Origin of the sequence: Paenibacillus sp. FSL K6-2524, from assembly GCF_038005525.1 — a bacterium.
Taxonomy (GTDB): domain Bacteria; phylum Bacillota; class Bacilli; order Paenibacillales; family Paenibacillaceae; genus Fontibacillus; species Fontibacillus anaericanus.
On record NZ_JBBOSP010000001.1, the window covers coordinates 4528415 to 4548890 of the forward strand.

Sequence of the window (20476 nt, forward strand, 5' to 3'; positions counted from 1 at the left end):
GTTAGATGATGGATAGGCCTTCTTCGAATTATTTTAAATATCTTTCGGCGCTCCAATACAAATATCATCACCGGGACAAGCAATCACTTCCCAAGATTCATTATTATAGGTGTTATACCAGGCCCCAACTTGCCAACTTTCATACTTATCATGATGTCCGTAAATAAATAATACTTCGCCAGTATCAAAATAAATGAATAAATTCGGTACTTCTTCGTCTAATCTAACATCCACTATTTCCTTTAATCTTAACTTACATATTTCAGTATAAGCTTCCATCCAATTGTAATCTGGAAACTCTTCCTCAGCTTTAGGAATTTCAAACTGCTCAGTATCAAATATCTTGAACTTACTTTCAATATTTATATATATCTGTCCATCTATTCTATCTCTGTTTCCTTCAGATTCTGATAACAAAATCTTTAGACCGTAGAAATTGATGCCTTCTAACCTAGATCCGATACAAAGATATTTAAGAACTTTGTCTGCTAATGTATTCAACTCTTGCTCCATTCTATTTCACCTTCTTTATTTGCATATCTTTCATCTAACGTTCGTGTATTCACGACGCCCCACCACCTTAAGTCCCAAAGGGACGGCCGCGATGCGGTTAGGTGGTGCGGGTGTGTCTGCCTGAATTTCCTCTTCGAAATCCATCGGGCAGAGCAAGGGCCGAATGGCTCGCAGCGTGAATATGGTGTTATGTGAAGGTTCTGACTTCTTGATACAACCTATTAGCACTCCTTTTTCTTAAGGGCTACAATCAAAAATGCAATGAGTTGTATAATTGTAATGATTATCGGTATAAGCAATCCAATCTCGAGTGTATTGGGACTAAATATCATAAATCCGCCTGGATCTGTAGGTTGAAATCGTACTGAAAATAAAAAAAGAATAACTGGAGTTATTGTCCACAATAACATCAACAAGATCTTCTTCCACCTAGAAAATCCATATAATATAGAGTTAACTAATAAAAGTAATATTGGTGGCAAGAAATTAAGTTTTACTTCATTAATAAATTCACCGATATTTTCGATTCTAATTCCTAGAATATATATTGTTAAAAGATAAAGACCTAATGTTGAAATCAGAAACACTATTGATTTCAGGATAGCTTTCTCCCTCCCTTATTTGACTTTATCTCAGAACTTTCACATAACGTTGTTGTATTCACGAAACGCCCCAGCCTTAGATAGCTCTTATCTTAGGCTGAGGCGTTTGTTGTCTGAGCTTCTTCCACGATTATACATCTGACAACCGAGGGGCGATAGCCCTGAAGCGTGAATACGGTGTTATCGGAAGTTCATGACTTCTTCGAGTTAGCATTCTCAATTTTTTCTTTAATAATTTCATTAGTTTCTTTTGCAATCCAAATTTTTAACTTCTCGTCATAACTTACTATATAGTTCGGTAATCCAGGTGTATAAATCTTGGATGATTCATTTGGTTTTGATTTTATATGGGGTAAGATTTTATCTAAGGCTTCAAGTAATACTTCATCAGAAGTCAGCCCAGTAAACTTAAAGTTATAGTGATCGTTGTTTGCTTTTATTTCTATCCCATAAGTAACTTTTTTCTCTTCAATCCTCCCATCTGATATTTTATTGTATTTCTTACCTTTGAATTTTTTGAAAGTGAAAAGTGAGATATACTTGATACTATCCCATACAGCATTGGTAAGAGCACCAGTTAATAAAGCACTTGATAATGTTGAAGTGATTAAAAATGAATATACATTGGAGAATTCATCAAGCGAAGCTGTGAACTTCCCACTCTTATCAATGGATTTAAATTCTATTCCATTCTCTTTTAATTTTTCTTCAATATGAAATATATCATTTTCATTAAGTGACCCAGATATGTAAGACAGAACCATTCTGTACTCTTTTTCTTTCACATCACATGACTCCATTGAGTTTCCTCCCATATTACAGAATTTCCGATAACGTTCCCGCGATTCCCCTCTTTTAACGCCTTAGCGGAAAAAGTGTCGCGGAGCTTGCTTCGCAAAAACCGCGACATCGAGGGGAATGGTAGGAATCGACGTGTTATGGGATGATTTCACCAGAAGATATTATGTTTTTATCTATAAGTACTATATCCTTCATCTAGATTAGAAACATAATCACACACTCTATCGTAATTAATTATATTTAAATTCGTTGATTCAATAATTATTCTATTTTTTCTATCTCTATCATTTGTCTCCATTTGATTTCTTCTGCTAATCACTAAACAATAGTGAATCCTTGTAATAGGAACATTTATGCCTTTCTCAGTAAATTTATGCTCATTAAAAAATGTTGTATTATTTGATTCCATCCACTCTTTCCATTGATTGATCTGACCTAAGCCAGAATTAGCCGATGCTGATAATTTATAACCATCAGTTAAAACAAATGTTGAAGCCGGTGATTCGAATTCAACAAGGATTAAGCTGTATCCATCAGAGTTTCTACCACATAAAACATAATCTGCTTGCATGCTACTTCCTAACTTCATTTCTGGAAAGAGATACGTCTCTTTGTGACCAAAATTATACTCTTTAAATATTGAAGCCGGGATAAACCACTTTCTATTTTTCTTAATGTAATCTTGAATATCATGCTCATTTTTCGCAGAATTAATGACCTTCCTTAGTGCATCTACTTCTAAATCTACAGATGTTCTATCTCTATGATAATGCCATACAACATTATTGGGAAATTTAGAATTGAAGTTATAAATAAACTGCCTCGTCTCATCATCAAACTTTTCAATTGGATTGGAAGCTTTGGAAAAATCAATTAGTCCCTGACTCCAAAATTCATTATATTCTTTAATAGCTGCTGCGTATTTTCCTGTTGGTTTAGTATAATCAACTTCATATAAGTTCATATAATTCCTCCATATATTGATTTTATCAATTATATCTTAATTTGCTTTGGTGAACTTGTCCCATAACGTTCCTGTATTCACGACCCAGCGTATGCTGGGTGTCCGGCGAATGCTGGACCGAGGACGAATGTCCGATGCGTGAATATTATGTTAGGTGATGTCCTGCTCTTCTTTATGTCTTCTATCATCAATTCTTAGCTATAAATGTATAAGTCAAAATCAATTTCCGCCCCTAAATCATAGATGAACTTTATGGTATCTTTGTTTAAATACATTGCTGGCGTTTCATTATTCTCAATATTAATTACGACTTCAAACTTACATTCAAGATTGTTCTGCCTAATTAATTTTACTACTTGATCTTTTCGATCCTGAAGTAGATTTTTAACCTTATCGATCTGATCATTGATATCCAAAGATTCTTCGTACTCTGTGGCTAGCTCCCAACACGTTTCCTTACTAAATAGTTCTCTCTGTATACGATCGCCTTTGAGCCAAGTTCTTGTAGGAGGAATTAACAATGTATTTGTAACTATATTGGGGTCAAATTGATCTCCAAATATACTGAATTCGACTTTTACATTCGTTCTTTGCATCTAGGAATTAGCAGGATTTCACCTAACGTTTCTATAATCATGAACCCCAAAGGGGTTGTCTGCTGAAATTCCTCCCCGAGATTCATCCAACAGACCAAGGCTCCAAAGGAGACGCAGCTTGAATATTATGTTATACGATGGAGTTTCTTCTCGAAGCGGCTCTCACTATTTATTTTCTTCTGGTACATATTCGATTAAATCAGACAACTTACAATTAAACGTATCACACAACTTGAAAAGTGTTTCTAATTTTGTTGTTTCTATATTCGTCTCCCTATATAACTTGTTGATTGAGTTACGACTTAAACCTGATCTCACCATCAATTCGGTTATATCATCTATTCGATGTTCTGCCATGAGTTCTCGTATATTACACTTGATTACGTTCATCTTTTCCCCTCCATAGCTCTATCTTATCTTCCATATTAATAATCATCAACGAAAAGCGAAGTTTTAACTCTATAAAGTCAAATATTCACCTTGTAATTAACTTTATAAGGTTATATATTAACTCTATAGAGTTAATTGAGGGAGGAAAATTATATGGTTAATACATTAGAATCGCTTACAGAACCACTTATAAGAATACGTCTAGAATTACTCTATACTGAGCTTCTGGAATGTCATCCGGAATACAATCAGCTTTCTGCGGAGACAGATCAATACTTTAAAACACTTCGTGATGCTTTGCCCGATCAACTTCAACATACGGTTTTTCTTTACGAAGACGCTCAATTTTCTCTTCAATCCATCTTAGAAAGAAGTATCTACATACAAGGTTTCAAAGACGCTCTACAACTCTTTAGTGAATTGCAAAACTCTAGCATTTAGAGGATCATATGATCCTCTTTTCTATTGTTTTTGATTCTGTCGTATAACGTTCCTGTATTCACGACCCGACGTATGTCGGGTGTTCGGCGAATGCCGGGCCAAGGACGAATGTCCGCAGCGTGAATATTATGTTATGTGCTGTTGCCTTCTTCTTGAATATGCGATTTGAATTTTATTTTATTATTTCATCAGCTATATATTCTACTTCCCTCATCATTGCATGTAATTCATCAAAACTTAAAAAGGTTTGATTGGATTTAATTCCTTGGTTGGTTATCCATATAGGTATAGTATTTAATTCTTCTAAGCTACCATTACTTATGGAACTATCATAATGTTTTGCTACGTTATAAAGCTTGTTTAACCTTTCAATAGAAGAACCATCATTCCTTTCAAACAGCTTATTGTCCTCACCAGCCATTTTGCTACCTAGCATGTATGCTTGGTACAAGTGAGAAATTGAAGTTTCAATGCAAACAACTGCTGATAAATACTTAGATATACTTACTTTATCGTGATTTAAAAAATCATCTAACAAAACACTCCCAGTATTATATTGATAAAATGTAGATTCTATTCTTCTTAAGATATTCATTAAATATATTCTTTGCTTTTCTTCATATTTATATCTAAGCGTAGAATTTAGTATAAATGCACCTACCCACTGTCTTTCTTTATTAAATAGAATAGTATTGTTTTCAGTTAAGCTAGATAAATCAGCAGAAATAAAATGATCTAATAAATAATTCGAAGGTTTAAAGTCCATTATTATCATTCCTCTTTTTTGTTTGGCAATTGCACATAACGTTCCCGTATTCACGAACCCGAGAACCTTAAGGCAGCTTCAGCTGTCGGCCGCGACCGCGGTTAGGTTCGCAGGGTTGTCCGCCTGGATCCACTTCTTCGAAATTTCCCCAGGTGGACCAAGGGCTGGCGTTAGCCGGCTCGCCGCGTGAATATAATGTTAGCTGATGCCAACGACATCTTCGAATCACATTCAATTTTTATCCACTTCATGAAGCTCCCATATTTAACTTCAATTTCTTTAGTTTTTGCCCATTTAATCAATTGATCAATGTCATTTCGATTTTTGATTAATTCAAAACATAATGATACTGGAACTATTCTATGTTTTTTTGGTTTAATACCAATCGTTTTATTGTTACTAATATAAATCGCCGTTATATCTTTCACTTCTAATCTCTTGTTATTGATACTCATGGATTCCGGATCTAGACTTAAAGTCTTTGGTTTAAATAATCTTCGTATGACAGCTACAATAATTATTGATACAAATATAATACCAAGAACAACATTATTAAAATAATTCACTTCATTTCTTTGTATTACTTGCCAGATATTTAATAAACTTAGAACAACCATTGAAAAGATCAAATTAAGGTTTATTGGGTATCTAATTAAAAAAATTATGTTTACTCAATCCTTTCGCTGGTTTCGCCTAACGTTCAGGTATTCACGAACCCTCACTGGCTTAAGCCGCGTAGCGGCGGGTCGAAGACTTAGCCAGTGCAGGGTTGTCTGCCTGATTCAGCTTCTTCGAAAATCCTTCTGGCAGACCAAGGGAGCGTAGCAACCGCAGCGTGAATACTTTGTTATCTGATGCCGATGCCTTCTTGAGAAACATTCAATAATCTTATTTAATTCGTTGGACTTCCTTAATAATTGGCTCTGAAACTGATGCAACATCCACGACATGGTTAAGACAAGAGATGCCATAATGCTTAAATGAGCCAGGGTAATCCTCAGATGCAAACGTTCCAACTTTAATGAAGTCTAAGTATCTGGATTTACTATAAATTCTAAAGATTTTCCCTTCAAATTCTTCGTAATCATCCCATGAAGTGTAACTTTCATTTCTAATTGAATATCCAATATACCCTTCAAAATCCATTTGTATTAAAGGTACTGTTTCATCTACATCTAACGAATAGATATCTTTAATTTCTATTTCTCCAATTGTTATCGTTTCAGGAGTTTCACTAGTTCTACTTCGACTGAAGAGTAACCTAAGGCTGTTTTCTTCCGGCTCATATATCTGCTCGAGGTATATATCCCTAAAATTTAACAAGTCAGAATACTCCAAACTAGTCACTTCCTTTATTGATCTTTATCTAACTTGCATCGGTTTCAGATAACGTTTTGTATTCACGACGTCCAACTCCCTTAAGCCCAAAAGGCGGCCGCGATGCGGTTAGGGAGTTGAATGTGTCCGGCTGATTCCGCTTCCTTGTATCTGAGTCAACTCCATTCGAATCATCTTCAACTCCGATCCGGACCAAGGGCCGAATGGCCTGCTGCGTGATTATGGTGTTAGGTGAAGTTACCGACTTCTTTGAGTTACTTTTCAAGTTGACTTATTAATCGTTCTGAATTTCTCTTTACATGTTCAAATGAATCATTTAGTCCCAGTTGAAGATACTTTTCTAGTTGTGTTGATTTAACTTGATACAGCGTTTCTAATGCAGCAATTTTGGGGTACTCCATGTTTGAATTCCACGCCTCGATCGCTTTTTCTTCAGCGTATGTAGATTTAATAAAACCCAATGCAAGTAATGCTCTACGTCTTACATATTCAGCATGGTCACTACAGTATCTCAAAATTAATTCTTCTGCTTCAGGATGTTCTTCAGTCTTGGAAAGATAATGAGCAAACTGCCATCTTGCACTGTCATCTTGGTACTTCAGTCCTTCTCTTGATAAATAAATTAAACACGATGGATTCTCACTTAATGTATCAACCAACATCTCACATTCATTGTCGCGAGCCACGAGAAATAGAATATTATTTAAAGTCCTTTGATTCCATTGAGTAAAATCTGTCGAATGTACTAATCGACTAAGTAAAGTATTGATTAAACCCCATTCGGAATAGTTAGCTTCCCATTCGTAAATCTGTTTTTGATTCTTTGACCATTGCCAGAATTCATCAGCTTGTTCATCAATCTTAGTTTCTAGGCTTTTCGATGTATCATGTATGTATTTATAATAATCATCCAAGGAATTGCCTCCTTTCATGCTCTACGGTAATTTCACCTAACGTTCAGGTATTCACGAAACACCCCAGCCTTAGATAGCTCTTATCTTAGGCTGGGGCATTTGTTGTCTGAGCTTCTTCCATGATTATACATCTGACAATCAAGGGGCGGTAGCCCCGTAGCGTGAATACGGTGTTATATGCAGTTGGGGCCATCATCGAATTAACAAGCTAAGTTCTTGGCTTAATTCATTATTTAGAATATTGGTTTTAATCAGATCATTTATTAAAGTAGTATTCACTTTTTCTGTACTAGTTTTAAGATAATTTAAGAGCATGCTCGCCTTTGGTTTCCTATTCATTAAATAATAAGCCACATACCAGACTTCAGGACTTGATATATTTATACCATCCCACTTCCTATTATGATTAATCGGTAAGTTAAGCACTCCGTTTTCAGTATGTAATGCAAAGCATCCAATGAAGTCTATGTTAAGCGAGGCTATACTTAGCCTATACTGACTAGCAAATGGGTAATCTCCACTTCTTTGCTCTACCCAATCATAGCCCTCGAGTGTTTCAATTAATTTATCTTTTGGACATTCTACAGTTATGTCCCAATCATTTATTGAGTCAATTAAATTCAAATAATACAATAATCCACTACCACCAAGTGAATATACTATACTATTTTCTTCTAATCTCTTTATGATTGGAAAAAGTGTATAATGGTTCATCAAGAATCCCTCCTCAATTAATGACTGCCCCAATTACATATAACGTTCGCGCATTCACGAACCCTCACTGCCTTAAGTGAACGAAGTGAACGGTCGCGACGCGATTAGGCTGTGCAGGGTTGTCCCCTGAATTCACTTCCATGCATCATACTCCTAGGGGACCGAGAGAGCGTCAGCGATCGATGCGTGAATGCGGTGTTATCCGATGCCCCTGACTACCCCGACAAACCCTCAAAGCATTCCTGTAAATTCTGAATTGTTTATAATAATTATTCATTATCCATGGATGTAAATAAATTTTGATATATTGTATATCCGATACTAATTAATAAACCTACACATAGTAACACTAAGCCTAATATCAAATTTCTTGTTAATAAAGCAATCAGCAATATGAGATTTGCAGTCACTAAAGTAATAATTATTTCTTTTTTTTTAATATATTTCATTTCTATATAGAACCCCAAATTCGCCACAATAAATAACATAAAAAATAATAAAATGTCCATTAATCTTCTCCAATATTAATGTAGTTTCTTTTTGGTATTATCATAAAGTCTCAATCTCAGGGGTTTCGGATAACGTTTGGCATTCCTGACGTTCAAGCAGCTTAAGTGACCATAGGGAACGGGTCGTCAGACTTAGCTGGTTGAATGTATCGCCTGAATAAGCTTCTCTGATATTCCTCTTGGCGATCAAGGGCGAATGCCCGCAGTAGGAATGCTGTGTTATCTGATGGCGTGGCCTTCTTCGGATTATCAATCATTTCTCTTTAAATTAAAAAATTCATCTGTTTCTTTCATTGTTCTTGGATTAAAGTCTAATTGTTCCATAGGTATTCCATTATTAAGTCCATATTGTATTACCTCATCCCACGACTTATGGTCAATGGAAACCTTAAAGTATTTATCTTGGTAGATAACAATTAATTCTTCATCCTTAAAAAGGTGATTGTACCAACAGTCCTCATACTTATCGACCATACTTGCCTGAAGACAATTAATGCTCTCATCTAATTCTTTACTCTCAACGCTGACGTATAGAACATCCCATGAACCAATTCTTCTATTAGCTCTAATTTGAAATGGCTTTAGTCCATTCTCATCATTCAAGGATTGTTTAATTACAATTCCCATATAGTCATTCATATGTTATTCCTTTCTATCATTATTGATTTTATAGAATTCTCCACGCTTTCAGATAACGTTGTTGTATTCCCGAATCCGAGAGGCTTAAGGTCCGTCAGGACCGGGTGGCTCCGCCACTTAGCCTCGCAGGGTTGTCTGCTGACTTAGCCTCATCGAAAAACCTCTTGCAGACCAAGGATCCGTTAGGATCCGCAGCGGGAATACGGTGTTAACTGATGTCGATGCCTTCTTCGAGTCACTAACATGATTCTTATCTCTTCACTTCTTTAAATCTCATTCGAGCACCGTTTATAGAACTCATTCGAAAAATTAATAAGAGCATTTCAGCTCTTGATGTTGCAGATAATATGAAAAATATGTAACAATCAAATGTTATATAACAGATATTAAAATTGCTTTCAATTCTTCAAAAACACCCGGACTTGACACAATTACCTTATAACCATTCAAGCAATTTGGAAGAATTGAGCTATTTTCAAGACTATAGTGCCCCACAGTTGCTTTAGCTTCACTGGCAATTAACTTCGCTGCTGCAACATCCCATGGGGATAATTTTTCTTCATAAAATCCCTGTAAGCGACTACAAGCAACCCAACAAATATCCAGAGCTGGGGATCCTAGTCTCTTAATATCTCTTATTTTAGGTAGTACTAATCTTAGTGTTTCAACTATATAGTCCACATTTTCTTTATTATGGGGAAAACCAGTTCCAATCACACATTGTTTTAATGTATTGGCGCTTTTAATCTGTATTTTATGATTGTTCAAAAAAGCCCCCTTACCTCTAACAGCATAAAATGTTTCGTCCAAAAATGGATTATGCACTACTCCTACCTCAACTATGTTATCTATTGCATAAGCAATAGATATAGCTACCTGATAATGATTATTGGCATAACCAACAGTTCCATCTATAGGATCAATAATCCATGTAGGCTCTTTTATTATAAGACTATTTTCTATATCACTTTCTTCAGATATAAATTTGTGCTTAGGAAAAACCTTTGAAATCTCTGTTTTTATAATTTTATCTGATATTAAATCTGCCGTTGTTACTAGTTCATATCCTTTTTTTAAATATTTATCATATCCATCATTTTCTCTAATTTCCTTAATTTTTAGTCCAGCTAGCTTCGCGACACGAATTGCCTCGATTAATATTTTATCCATCACATTATCCTCCATTGCATCGATTTCAGTTAACGTTGCGCATTCCTGACGTTTAAGCGGCTTAAGCGACCAAAGGGAACAGGTCGTCAGACTTAGCTGGTTGAATGTATCGCCTGAATAATCTTCCCTGAAAATGCTTCTTAGCGATCAAGGGCGAATGCCCGCAGTAGGAATGCTGTGTTATATCAAGCGTTTTTCATAGTACACAATTGTCATCTTTTCGTTAATTTCTTTTATTTCCCCTGTCTTCTGATAACCTAACTTTTCATAGAGATAACAATTACCCTGCTCTTGAAGTATTGTATCCAACTCCCAAACAACTGCGTCGTTATAAATATCCTCAATCATCGAAAAAACTTTTTTCGCAAAGCCTTTTCTCTGGTGTTCAGGCAGAATAAATACTGGGCTAACGCGGAAAGTACTATTTTCTTTTCTCACAATTCTAATTGCCCCAACGGGAACATTGGAATTTATAATATAGTAATCTGTAACCGACTGTTTTAATCTATCTATAATTCGTTCCACAGTTTCGTTAGCAGGACTGGTTTCATAATCTTGATACTTATTTAACAACGGCATGAATGCTTTAATCTGCATCTCGTGAATCATAGAAGCTTCATTAAGCCCTGCTTTAAATAAGGAGAGTACCATTGTTTTACTCCTTCCGAATACACACATCCTAATGGTTGTAGTTTTTCGATTCCAGCAATTGCGTATAACGTTCAGGTATTCACGAAACACCCCAGCCTTAGATAGCTCATATCTTAGGCTGGGGTGTTTGTTGACTGAGCATTCTTCCACGATTATACATCTGACAACCAAAGGGCAATAGCCCTGAAGCGTGAATACGGTGTTATGTGATGTACCATGACTTCCTGAGTCTCTCATAATGTATTTGATTTTAGTTCATTATATATCTCATCAGTTCCTTCTTTTATTTTTTTCATGGAGGGGCCATATCCCCCTTGAGAAATTAAGATATCTTCACTTATTGTATTTTTAATGTACTTTATTTGAATCCATCCTGTATTGTAATATTCTATAAATGGACTTGAGTGCCTATATCTAGTTATCTCTTCAATCTGATCAAATTCAATTTTTATATGTAAATCGTTATTTAAATTAATATATTCCTTAAGTAATCCTCTTTTTGGTTGTAATGATGTAAATATAATTTCATGTTCATTTATTGATAAATTACCTTTTGAATAAAAGACGACTGGGACTTGATCAAACATAATCCTTACTTTTGATATATATGATTTCTTTATGAGCTTTTTATCTTTTGATTTAGTTAATTCAATAAATGTGTTTAAGTGATCAATTGAACTCAACCAAATGTTATTAAATTCTACCATTCTGCACCTCTTTGATTTAATATTTTTTATCTCATGGTATTTCGCCTAACGTTGATGTGTTCACGATGTCCAAAAATCTTAAGCCCGAAGGGCGGCGTGATGCGGTTAGGTGGGTGGATGTGTCCGGCTGAATTACTTACAGTTGCAGAGCTGCACCTGCCGAATCCACTTCCTTACTCCTGCCATACCTAGGGCCAAATGGCCCGAAGCGTGAACATGGTGTTATCCGATGCCCCTTCTTCTTCGAGTTATACTTATAATGCTTGAATGTTAATAATTAAATTTCAATTGTTCCTTCTAACCAACCTTTAATAAATTCATTAAGTGATGAACTTAATATTTCTCTGCTTTCATCTTCATGATTCCAAACGCAGATCTCTTCCATATCAGAATCTCCATCTGTAATTGAGAATGCAAATTGATCCCCATTACCGGCGTCTGAGAAAAGTAGAAAATCATTGAATGTTTCACGTTCTTCTAAGTATTCAATTCGAATATTTTTGTTTTCTTCAAGTATCCGTTCAACTGGCCATATAACATCGCATTCGAATTCATCATGAACACCATCACTCTCTAATAGAAGATTTTTAAGTGATTGTGGGAACTGTACTTTAAGTTCAATTTCTACTGAATTTATTGATTTAATTGATGCTGGTTGATTGAAAGTCAATTCGTGATTTATCCTTCTTAGAAATTCTATCCACGTATTAATTCCTCCTTAAAGTTATGAAAAGGTTATGATACGCTCTCAAGGGGTTTCAGATAACATTGTCATGTTCACGAACCCTCACCGACTTAAATAGCTCTTATCATAGTCATTGCAGGGTTGTCTGCTGCTTCTACTTACCCGAAACGCCTCGACAGACCGAGAGCGTCAGCTCGATGCGTTAATGGGGTGTTGTTGCCCTCATTGATTATTCTCATAAAGTTTTTATTCATTTTCTCTATTCATTCTTTTAAGGTTGTCCTGTTTAAATAACTTTTGAATTCTAATGATTTCATCACTAAAGCAACCCCACGCTAATAAAAAAAAACCAATTATCATCATTATCATCGAGTTATTTATAGCTGATTTTCCACCTGTAGCTTCCAAAGCAGTTCCTAATCTGCCAGGAGGGGTTGACCATCCTCCTAATTCAGATGCATAATGAGCAGCTGGAATATAACCTCCTAAATACAAGATGATTCCACAACATAAGAGAATTCCACCAGTTATGATTTTTTTCAATGGTTTTTCAGCTCCTCATGTTTTAATGTTTCAAAAGATTGCAATAATTTCACATAACTTGTTGTATTCACGAACCCAAGAGGCTTAAGGCAGCATAGGTACCAGGTCGAAGACTTACCTCGCAGTTATTTCCTTTAGAGCTTAGGCTTCACATTATTAATCAATAATTAACGAATACATAATTTCTTTTGCTGTTGGTATCCATTCAGTCATTTCGCTTTCAGTGCAATTAAAGTTGACTAGTAACAATCGATTATTCATCTCCGCTAAGAAAATTAGATTATATACTTGTGTATCAATTGCAGGTGTCAATAATTCAAGATAGCCGACCTTTTTATTATTGATTTCCACCATTTTACTCTCATACCATGTTGCTGATGGATAAAGATTCTCAAACATGCTTTTCATATTTTTTAAGTAATCCTTTAATTCCTTATCTGTTAATTCAGTTGAAGTATAATTAAATGCAACATTTACCGAACCCTCATTATTAGTATATATAGGTGAAGGCCTATTTCCATTTGGATATTTCAGTTCAGCCATCTCATCTGTCATAATTTCAAAGTCTCTTGGAATATTTATCTTCATTTCATTTGGAAAAAGTTCAACTTGTTGTAGTTCAAACTTTCCTTTGGGGATCTCCGAGGAAGCCGTAATATCCGGCTTAGAACATGATGTAATTAAAATTAGACAAATAACTGATAAGGCTAAAATATGTTTCACAAAACTCACTCCTTAGTGTTGGATTAAATTATTCTGAGCCAATTTCATAAATTGTTCTTCTATTCTTGAGGCCCCACCACCATAAACCCTTAGGCATCTCTACAATTACATCGCCATTCTCAGTACAATCCAGCGCGACATATTGACCTGATGAATATACATTCGCTGCCACCCTTCCATTCACCTTCCAATTTATAGGATATAAACCTATTAATTTAGACAAAAAAAGACACCTTCTCAGGTGTCATCACTCTACTCAATATACATCCGCTTCCAACCTATTTTTCCTTTTACTCGACCTTCCCGCCCTCAACCACAAGTTCATCCGTATAACCTTCGCCATAGACTTCATTTAGTGTTTCTTTATAAGCCTGGTGAATAAATTGTTCTTTACCTAGCGTATCAAGTTCTGAGTTTAGCCAATCTAGTAACTCTTTGTTCCCTTTGGCTACTGCCGGTGCGATAGTATCTTGACCTCCAAAAGCTGGGATGCTGACCGTGAATCCTGGGTTGGATTTAGCCCAAGCAATGAGTTCTGTGTTATCATTTGCAATCGCCGCACCACGTCCGTCTTTGAGGGCAGCGAATATTTCAGTATACTGGTCAAATTTGAGTAGTTCGATGTCCGGGTATTCTTTGGTAAAATAGGTCTCTGCTGTTGTTCCTTTAGCTACAATTAGCTTTTGACCTTTTTCTTTTAACTGGTCGATCGAAGTAATTGGAGCACTATCAGGTGAGACGATCCCAAAAGACAACTTCATGTAGGGATTCGCAAAATCGACTTTTTCTTTTCTTTCATCGGTTACTGTGAAGTTAGCCATGATAATATCCACCTTATTTGATTCCAGGTAGGCCACGCGGCTAGCTGCATCTACTAATACGAATTCGACCTTTGATTCATCGCCAAGCAGATCCTTCGCAAATCTCTTCGCAATATATACGTCAAATCCTTGGTTCTTACCCTCAGAATCCACGTAACCAAATGGTGGTTTGTCTGCAAATACCCCAATCTTGATCTTACCATTCTTTTTAAATTGCTCAATCGAAGTGAATTTGGAACTGGAACCCGCACCGCAAGCCGTTAGACCCACTAATAATAAACTAACTGCCATAATCAAGGTTACGACTCTTAAACTTTTCTTCATCTCTCTCATCTCCTATTTCTATCTTTTTTTAATATTGAAATATATCCAGAAAGTGCTGCGCACGCTCTGTCGCTGGTGCTGTGAAAAATTGCTGGGCGGTCGCAATCTCACAGATTTTACCTTGATCAATAAATACGATACGATCCCCTACTGACTTCGCGAAACCCATTTCATGAGTTACGATGATCATCGTCATTCCCTGATTAGCCAATCCCAGTATCACATCAAGCACTTCACGCACCATCTCAGGGTCAAGCGATGCCGTTACTTCATCAAATAGAATGATGTCTGGATTCATACATAGAGCTCTTACAATGGCAATTCTCTGCTTCTGTCCTCCGGACAATTGCCGTGGATAAGCATCTTTACGGTCAAGCAACCCGACCCGGTCCAATAACTGCTCAGCCTGCTGAAGCGCTTCGTTCTTATCTCTTTTTTGCACCTGTAGCGGTCCAAGTAGAATGTTATCGATCACCGTCATATGTGGAAATAAATCATAATTCTGAAATACCATTCCGATATGTTGCCTTACTTCAGGCCAATCTACATTTCCTTCAGCTAGATTCTGACCGCGATATTGTATGACTCCTCCCTGCACCGATTCTAATCCGTTAAGACATCGCAAGAACGTGCTTTTGCCACAGCCTGAAGGACCAAGAATGACGATCACTTCTCCCTTACCCACCTGTAAATCGATCCCATTCAGGACTATTCTATCTCCGAAACTCTTCTGTAATTGCTGAACTTCCAGCAATATCTCCTTCGAATCTGTCATGACAAACGTCCCTTTCTTATGTCAATTTTGCCATTTGCGCTCATATCGCTTAGAAAGCCTAGATAATGGATAGCATACGAGAAAATATAGAATAAAAATGAAGCCGTATACCCAAAAGGATGCCGTAGGCGCTTTGATTACACCAAGTTCAATAATCTGTTGGCCAATCTTTACCACTTCAATAACCCCAATTAACACGACAAGTGATGTTGTCTTTATCATGCGTGTTGCCAGATTGATAGAGCCCGGAAGCATTCTACGTAGTGCCTGTGGAATCAGAATATAACGATAAATCTGCCCATTGCTGAGTCCTAGTGCTTTACTGGATTCGATCTGATGCTTCGGCATAGATTCGAGCGCCCCACGTACGATATCTCCAATCTCGGCAGCCCCCCATAAGCTGAACACGAGTATCGAGGTCACCTCCCCGCTAATGTTGATATCAAGCAGAGGTGTAAACCCGAAGTAAACGACGTAAAGCCAGACCAGAATCGGAATAATCCGAAATACCTCCAGATACAGCCGCAAGATAAACTTTAACAGCTTGGAATCCAACGTCCGCAGCAGTCCCATAAAGACACCTAGGATCGTTCCTATAACAATTGAAATGAATGAAATCTCTATCGTTACGAGCAAACCTCCCAGTAAACGCTCCATATTGGAACCTTCAAACAGTACCTCAATCCCCAAATTCTGCATATCTTACCTTCCTTTCTACCCATGTCAGTACTAACGACAAAGGCAAGATTAGAACTAGATAGGCCAGAACGAGTAAAGTCAAAGATTCCGCTGTTTTGTAATGCATACCAATCAAATCTTTAGCCACATTCATTAAATCCATTAGAGCAATGGCACCCACAATTGAAGTCTCTTTTAATAAGAAAATAGCGTTAGCTCCCAATGAAGGAATACTAATTGCAAGCGCCTGTGGGAGAATAACATGTCTTGCAAGCTGAACTTTAGACAATCCAATGCTAAGACCCGATTCAATCTGCGACTTGCTTACAGCCTCAATCCCACTTCGGAAAGCTTCTGTCATGTAACTGCCACCCAGAAACGTCAAGCCAACAATCGCACAAGTCATCTCACTCATATGGAGACCGATTTTCGGAAGACCATAATACAGAAAGAAAAGCTGAACTAACAAAGGCGTATTCCTCGAAAGCTCAATATATGCGACAATAACACCACTGACAACTGAAACCTTGTAGTACAAAATGACGCTAAACAGCAATCCGATAATTAATGAAAAAAGAATTCCCCAGAAAGCAAGCTTCACTGTCAGCCACATGGCATCACCGTAGAGTGGCAAGCTTTCCACAATAAACTCCCAGTCTAAATTCATAAGCACAACCCTTTACCTTCTTGTTGATCTTGCGAGTTCACTTCAAAACATTGTATTCCGAGTACTTAACTCGATATTTATGTTATTGAGTTAGATATTATACAACTCTTACACATCCCGATATGATTTTATTCACATTATCCCAACCGAATAACTATGATTTTAAATTGAGTTCTCTACTGAAGCTGAAATCCATCCACTTTTAATAAAAATGTAGACACAAAAAAACAACAGATGCAGTCCATCGCATCTGTTGTTCGATATTTTTAAAACACTCTAACTTAACGTACTATTTAAACTGCCTGCTCATCTTAGACTGTTTTACTACGAACCTCGAAGATCGCAAATTTCAAATAATGCCCTTCATCGACACCAAGGATTTGGGGATGATCCTTACCAGCCGCCCGCCACTCAATGAGACGAAGGATTTTACCTGCATCAGCAGCAGCTTCCTGGATGCTTTGTAGAAATAAATCAGGTCTCATATGGTATGAACAGCTAGCTGTAACTAAATATCCACCCTCGTTAACAAGCTTCATCCCGTGCAGGTTAATATCTTTGTATCCTCTGCTAGCGCCTTTAACCGCACTTTTCGTTTTGGCAAAAGCCGGAGGATCGAGAATAACAACATCCCAAGTACGTCCACCACCAGCAGTTAGAGCCACGGAAGTATCGACTTTTCCATCCTGAGCTGCACGTGCTTGACGCTCATTCAATCCCTTAACCTGACTGCGAAGATATTCAAATGCATCTGCTACAACAAATTCTACCCGATCTTCAAAACCATTCAGCTCCACATTTTGTTTCGCACTCTCGATAGCATACTCTGAAATATCCAGACAGGTCACTTTCTTAGCGCCATATTGGCATGCGTGAAGTGTGAAACTTCCCGTATGCGAGAAACATTCCAGCACCGTAGCTCCGTCCCAGTATGGAAACGTCACTTCTTTACCTTTTTGGTTAACGGGTACTAATCGTGTTCCTTCACCTTCCACTGACAACTCTTGCATCGTAATACCGCTGCGTTCACCCCAGCCTGTCATTAACGGCTTGATTGAAGCCCGATTCTCGCGTTGATCGAAGAAATATCCTGTTTTCTGACCCTGCTCAATATCGACTTTAACTTTCAAACCGTTCTCCGAGATTGTAACGTAACGCGGAGGATTGCCGTAAAGAGGTCCTTTGACTAATTCCAATCCTTCCATTTCACGAACAGACACGTCGCTACGCTCATAAATTCCAACAGGCTGAAGCACCTCAACGAGTGCTTGTACTATGATATCGCGGCATTGGTCCATCGCTAGTGTCAGTAGTTGCACGACCAATACGTCTCCAAAGCGATCCACTGTCAGTCCCGGTAGAAAATCTGCTTCGCCATAGACAAACCGGTAGGCATCCTCTTTCACAAACCGTTCCCGGTGCTTAAGGCAATCACGGAATCTAGCCACAAAGAAGTCAACATCCATTTGTTCAAGCGGAGCGTACGATACTACGCGAACCGTTATTTGCGAGGCAGGATTGTAATATCCTGTCGCCAGGTATCTCCGCCGATGATCCAGAACTTCTACTAAACTGCCGGGAGTAGGTTCTCCCTCAACATTTTCAATCTCATTGCGGAATATCCAAGGATGTCCCTGTTCCAACCGTTTTCTACGGCTACGTTGTAATATAATTGATCCCACAATTGTTCACTCCTAAAAGTTTTGTTAAGCGTTGCTTCAATAAATAAGGTTCGTACAAAACTACCCCGTAAGCATACGTTTCAGCTTGAATTTGCATGGAAGCCTGTCATTAGGCATACATATATTTAACTTGTACATTTTTAATTAAGGAGGGTTGCCATAGTGTTTCGTGAAATCATAGTTCCCGTAACATTTGGACTTGCCCTGTTTCTCTTCGGTATGAAAATCATGGAGACCGCCCTGCAAGCTTGGGCCGGACCGAAACTGATCAAGCTGTTGCATGCCTCCACACGAACTCCTTGGACTGGGCTTCTCACCAGTACAGGTGTGACTGCGGTTCTCCAAAGCAGCACGGCCATGACAGTGATGACGATCGGCCTTGTCAACGCAGGTCTGCTGTCCTATGCCCAGAGTCTTGGCATCATTCTCGGTGGTAATATTGGCACTTGTCTAACTACCGAGCTCATTGCTCTGGACATTTCAGGTCTTGGCATTCCGTTGTTCCTTCTGTCCTTGCTGCTATGGGCAACCGCGGTCATGGGGGAAGAACTACTCCCTATAAAGAGTGGCCGCCTGTATAATCTTCTTCGTCCCGTTCAATTGGGCTCTTTGGCAACGGGCGGCTTTAGCCTCATAATGATTGCAATCAGATGGATGCAATCGATCGGGCCCGCACTAGAGGCTCGTGGCATTATTGGCTGGCTGCTCGGCCATGCAGCAGACAGCCTGCTCTGGGGAGCCGCCGCCGGAGCGATTTTGACGGCGCTTGTACACAGTAGCGCCGCCGTTATTGCCATGACAATGGGACTCGTCGGAACCGGAGTTCTTCCGATTGAACTAGGAATTGCCATGGTCATCGGCTCCAACGTGGGCACCTGCCTAACAGCATGGATCGCATCCATCGGTGGAACGAAGTCCGGTAAGTTTGTCGCCTGGTCACATATCATACTCAATGTACTTGGAGCCCTGCTGTTCCTGCCGTTTATTCCTTTACTGCAAACAGCCGCTGCATGGCTCTCCTCAGATCCCTCTACTCAAATTGCTCATACACAGACGATCTTCAATGTAACCTGTTCATTGCTAGCACTACCCGTCTGCTACTTACCACTTTGGTCTAGAATGGGAAACTCACAAATGGATCACATGAGCACAATCCCACCCACAACGCATTAAATTTCTGCTAGGAAGAAGTAGATTATAATTCAACACCAAGTAACTTCAAAGCTTTTTCCAAAATAAAATCATTATTATCATACCCTGATTTCAGTTGCTTCTCCCAAGCTTCCTTAGGCTCGTACCAAGCAACTCCACGAATCTCTTCGATTTGAGGACGTAATTCGCCGCCTTTACTCTCAACAAGGTAATAATGAACTTCCTTATCTACTTCACCATGAACAGTATGATTGTAAGTATAAGCTATAATATCAATTGGTTTGTCGATTACCCCAACAACCCCGGTTTCTTCCAAAATTTCACGAAGCGCTGTTTCTTCAATCGTTTCTCCGTTTTCCATCTTTCCTTTGGCAAACGAGATCTTGCCATAACGATCCGTAATGAGTTGAATTTGCAGTTGATCGGCTTCGTAGCGATAGACGACGCCTCCTGCGGAAATTTCTTTAAATGACATCTGTGCACTCTCCTCTATATTTGTTCTCATCCCACCCAAACCCTCCCTTACTGTAAGGGAAGGCCCCAAGGGCTAAGCTTAGGCTTCCGAAGTAGTTTTCCTTCGGAAAACTTTTACCTTTGGATACCCGCTTAAGTGACTTTGGAGTGAATGAGGCGCTCCTGCTCGCTGTCCCCTTCGGGGATGCGCTTGGGTTTGGGTGGGTGGAACGCTTTTCCCCCTTCGGGTACGTCTTA

The 20476-nt window shown here is 38.2% G+C and carries 28 protein-coding genes; 2 read left to right on the forward strand and 26 right to left on the reverse strand.

Annotated features, from left to right (window positions below; translation table 11 throughout):
* Positions 1-33: 33 nt before the first annotated feature.
* The 5 genes from NST85_RS21165 to NST85_RS21185 all read right to left on the reverse strand — a co-directional run bounded on the left by NST85_RS21165 (position 34) and on the right by NST85_RS21185 (position 3866).
* A complete protein-coding gene (locus tag NST85_RS21165; protein WP_341190315.1) occupies positions 34-513 on the reverse strand; it encodes a hypothetical protein in 480 nt (159 codons plus the stop codon).
* A gap of 793 nt (positions 514-1306) precedes the next feature.
* Positions 1307-1915 (reverse strand): hypothetical protein, encoded by a 609-nt coding sequence (locus NST85_RS21170; protein ID WP_127192303.1) that lies wholly within the window; start codon positions 1913-1915, stop codon positions 1307-1309.
* 170 nt (positions 1916-2085) lie between these two features.
* A complete protein-coding gene (locus tag NST85_RS21175; RefSeq protein WP_127192302.1) occupies positions 2086-2880 on the reverse strand; it encodes a Shedu anti-phage system protein SduA domain-containing protein in 795 nt (264 codons plus the stop codon).
* 194 nt (positions 2881-3074) lie between these two features.
* A complete protein-coding gene (locus NST85_RS21180) occupies positions 3075-3476 on the reverse strand; it encodes a DUF4279 domain-containing protein (RefSeq protein ID WP_127192301.1) in 402 nt (133 codons plus the stop codon).
* 165 nt (positions 3477-3641) lie between these two features.
* Positions 3642-3866: a helix-turn-helix domain-containing protein gene (locus NST85_RS21185; protein WP_018883096.1), complete on the reverse strand. Its 225-nt coding sequence runs from the start codon at positions 3864-3866 to the stop codon at positions 3642-3644.
* Positions 3867-4019: 153 nt separating this feature from the next.
* On the opposite strand from NST85_RS21185, the gene NST85_RS21190 reads away from it, so the two are divergent.
* On the forward strand, positions 4020-4307 hold the full coding sequence (locus NST85_RS21190) for a DUF6809 family protein (RefSeq protein ID WP_127192300.1): 288 nt from the start codon (positions 4020-4022) through the stop codon (positions 4305-4307).
* Between the two features lie 172 nt (positions 4308-4479).
* Here NST85_RS21190 and NST85_RS21195 read toward each other — a convergent pair whose 3' ends face one another.
* From NST85_RS21195 to NST85_RS21290, 20 genes are all read right to left on the reverse strand, one after another.
* Complete coding sequence (locus NST85_RS21195) at positions 4480-5127, reverse strand: hypothetical protein (protein WP_127192299.1); 648 nt, start codon at positions 5125-5127, stop codon at positions 4480-4482.
* 672 nt (positions 5128-5799) lie between these two features.
* Positions 5800-5952 carry a hypothetical protein gene (locus NST85_RS21200; protein WP_341190316.1) on the reverse strand — a complete coding sequence of 51 codons (153 nt, stop codon included), beginning with the start codon at positions 5950-5952 and terminating at the stop codon, positions 5800-5802.
* A gap of 9 nt (positions 5953-5961) precedes the next feature.
* Positions 5962-6411 (reverse strand): hypothetical protein, encoded by a 450-nt coding sequence (locus tag NST85_RS21205; RefSeq protein WP_341190317.1) that lies wholly within the window; start codon positions 6409-6411, stop codon positions 5962-5964.
* Positions 6412-6439: 28 nt separating this feature from the next.
* Positions 6440-6676: a hypothetical protein gene (locus tag NST85_RS21210; RefSeq protein ID WP_341190318.1), complete on the reverse strand. Its 237-nt coding sequence runs from the start codon at positions 6674-6676 to the stop codon at positions 6440-6442.
* Positions 6666-7325: a HEAT repeat domain-containing protein gene (locus tag NST85_RS21215; RefSeq protein ID WP_127192297.1), complete on the reverse strand. Its 660-nt coding sequence runs from the start codon at positions 7323-7325 to the stop codon at positions 6666-6668. Before NST85_RS21215 ends, NST85_RS21210 begins: the two co-directional genes overlap by 11 nt.
* A 192-nt stretch (positions 7326-7517) precedes the next feature.
* Positions 7518-8039 (reverse strand): hypothetical protein, encoded by a 522-nt coding sequence (locus NST85_RS21220; RefSeq protein WP_127192296.1) that lies wholly within the window; start codon positions 8037-8039, stop codon positions 7518-7520.
* Between the two features lie 758 nt (positions 8040-8797).
* Positions 8798-9187, reverse strand: coding sequence for a hypothetical protein (locus tag NST85_RS21225; RefSeq protein ID WP_127192295.1), 390 nt, complete (start codon positions 9185-9187; stop codon positions 8798-8800).
* A 372-nt stretch (positions 9188-9559) separates the two neighbouring features.
* Positions 9560-10357, reverse strand: coding sequence for an inositol monophosphatase family protein (locus tag NST85_RS21230; protein WP_341190319.1), 798 nt, complete (start codon positions 10355-10357; stop codon positions 9560-9562).
* 180 nt (positions 10358-10537) lie between these two features.
* Positions 10538-11008, reverse strand: coding sequence for a GNAT family N-acetyltransferase (locus tag NST85_RS21235; protein ID WP_127192293.1), 471 nt, complete (start codon positions 11006-11008; stop codon positions 10538-10540).
* Positions 11009-11241: 233 nt separating this feature from the next.
* Positions 11242-11715, reverse strand: coding sequence for a hypothetical protein (locus tag NST85_RS21240; protein WP_341190320.1), 474 nt, complete (start codon positions 11713-11715; stop codon positions 11242-11244).
* Between the two features lie 277 nt (positions 11716-11992).
* A complete protein-coding gene (locus NST85_RS21245) occupies positions 11993-12385 on the reverse strand; it encodes an SMI1/KNR4 family protein (RefSeq protein WP_170220175.1) in 393 nt (130 codons plus the stop codon).
* Positions 12386-12646: 261 nt separating this feature from the next.
* On the reverse strand, positions 12647-12943 hold the full coding sequence (locus NST85_RS21250; RefSeq protein ID WP_341190321.1) for a hypothetical protein: 297 nt from the start codon (positions 12941-12943) through the stop codon (positions 12647-12649).
* 156 nt (positions 12944-13099) lie between these two features.
* On the reverse strand, positions 13100-13666 hold the full coding sequence (locus NST85_RS21255) for a hypothetical protein (protein WP_341190322.1): 567 nt from the start codon (positions 13664-13666) through the stop codon (positions 13100-13102).
* Between the two features lie 28 nt (positions 13667-13694).
* A complete protein-coding gene (locus tag NST85_RS21260) occupies positions 13695-13838 on the reverse strand; it encodes a hypothetical protein (RefSeq protein WP_341190323.1) in 144 nt (47 codons plus the stop codon).
* 118 nt (positions 13839-13956) lie between these two features.
* A complete protein-coding gene (locus NST85_RS21265; protein WP_127192287.1) occupies positions 13957-14811 on the reverse strand; it encodes a cysteine ABC transporter substrate-binding protein in 855 nt (284 codons plus the stop codon).
* A 28-nt stretch (positions 14812-14839) separates the two neighbouring features.
* Positions 14840-15586: an amino acid ABC transporter ATP-binding protein gene (locus NST85_RS21270; protein WP_127192286.1), complete on the reverse strand. Its 747-nt coding sequence runs from the start codon at positions 15584-15586 to the stop codon at positions 14840-14842.
* 21 nt (positions 15587-15607) lie between these two features.
* Complete coding sequence (locus NST85_RS21275; RefSeq protein WP_127192285.1) at positions 15608-16285, reverse strand: amino acid ABC transporter permease; 678 nt, start codon at positions 16283-16285, stop codon at positions 15608-15610.
* Positions 16266-16931: an amino acid ABC transporter permease gene (locus NST85_RS21280; protein WP_127192284.1), complete on the reverse strand. Its 666-nt coding sequence runs from the start codon at positions 16929-16931 to the stop codon at positions 16266-16268. Before NST85_RS21280 ends, NST85_RS21275 begins: the two co-directional genes overlap by 20 nt.
* A 311-nt stretch (positions 16932-17242) precedes the next feature.
* Positions 17243-18613, reverse strand: coding sequence for a class I SAM-dependent rRNA methyltransferase (locus NST85_RS21285; protein WP_341190324.1), 1371 nt, complete (start codon positions 18611-18613; stop codon positions 17243-17245).
* Positions 18614-18757: 144 nt separating this feature from the next.
* Positions 18758-18895: a hypothetical protein gene (locus NST85_RS21290; RefSeq protein ID WP_246054072.1), complete on the reverse strand. Its 138-nt coding sequence runs from the start codon at positions 18893-18895 to the stop codon at positions 18758-18760.
* Here NST85_RS21290 and NST85_RS21295 point away from each other — a divergent pair.
* Positions 18842-19786, forward strand: a complete 945-nt coding sequence (locus tag NST85_RS21295; protein ID WP_341191146.1) for a Na/Pi cotransporter family protein — start codon at positions 18842-18844, stop codon at positions 19784-19786. The two genes, NST85_RS21290 and NST85_RS21295, sit on opposite strands and share 54 nt — an antisense overlap.
* Positions 19787-19808: 22 nt before the next feature.
* On the opposite strand, the gene NST85_RS21300 is transcribed toward NST85_RS21295, so the two are convergent.
* Entirely contained in the window at positions 19809-20240 is a 432-nt protein-coding gene (locus NST85_RS21300) for an NUDIX hydrolase (RefSeq protein ID WP_307399307.1), read from the reverse strand.
* Positions 20241-20476: the final 236 nt, after the last annotated feature.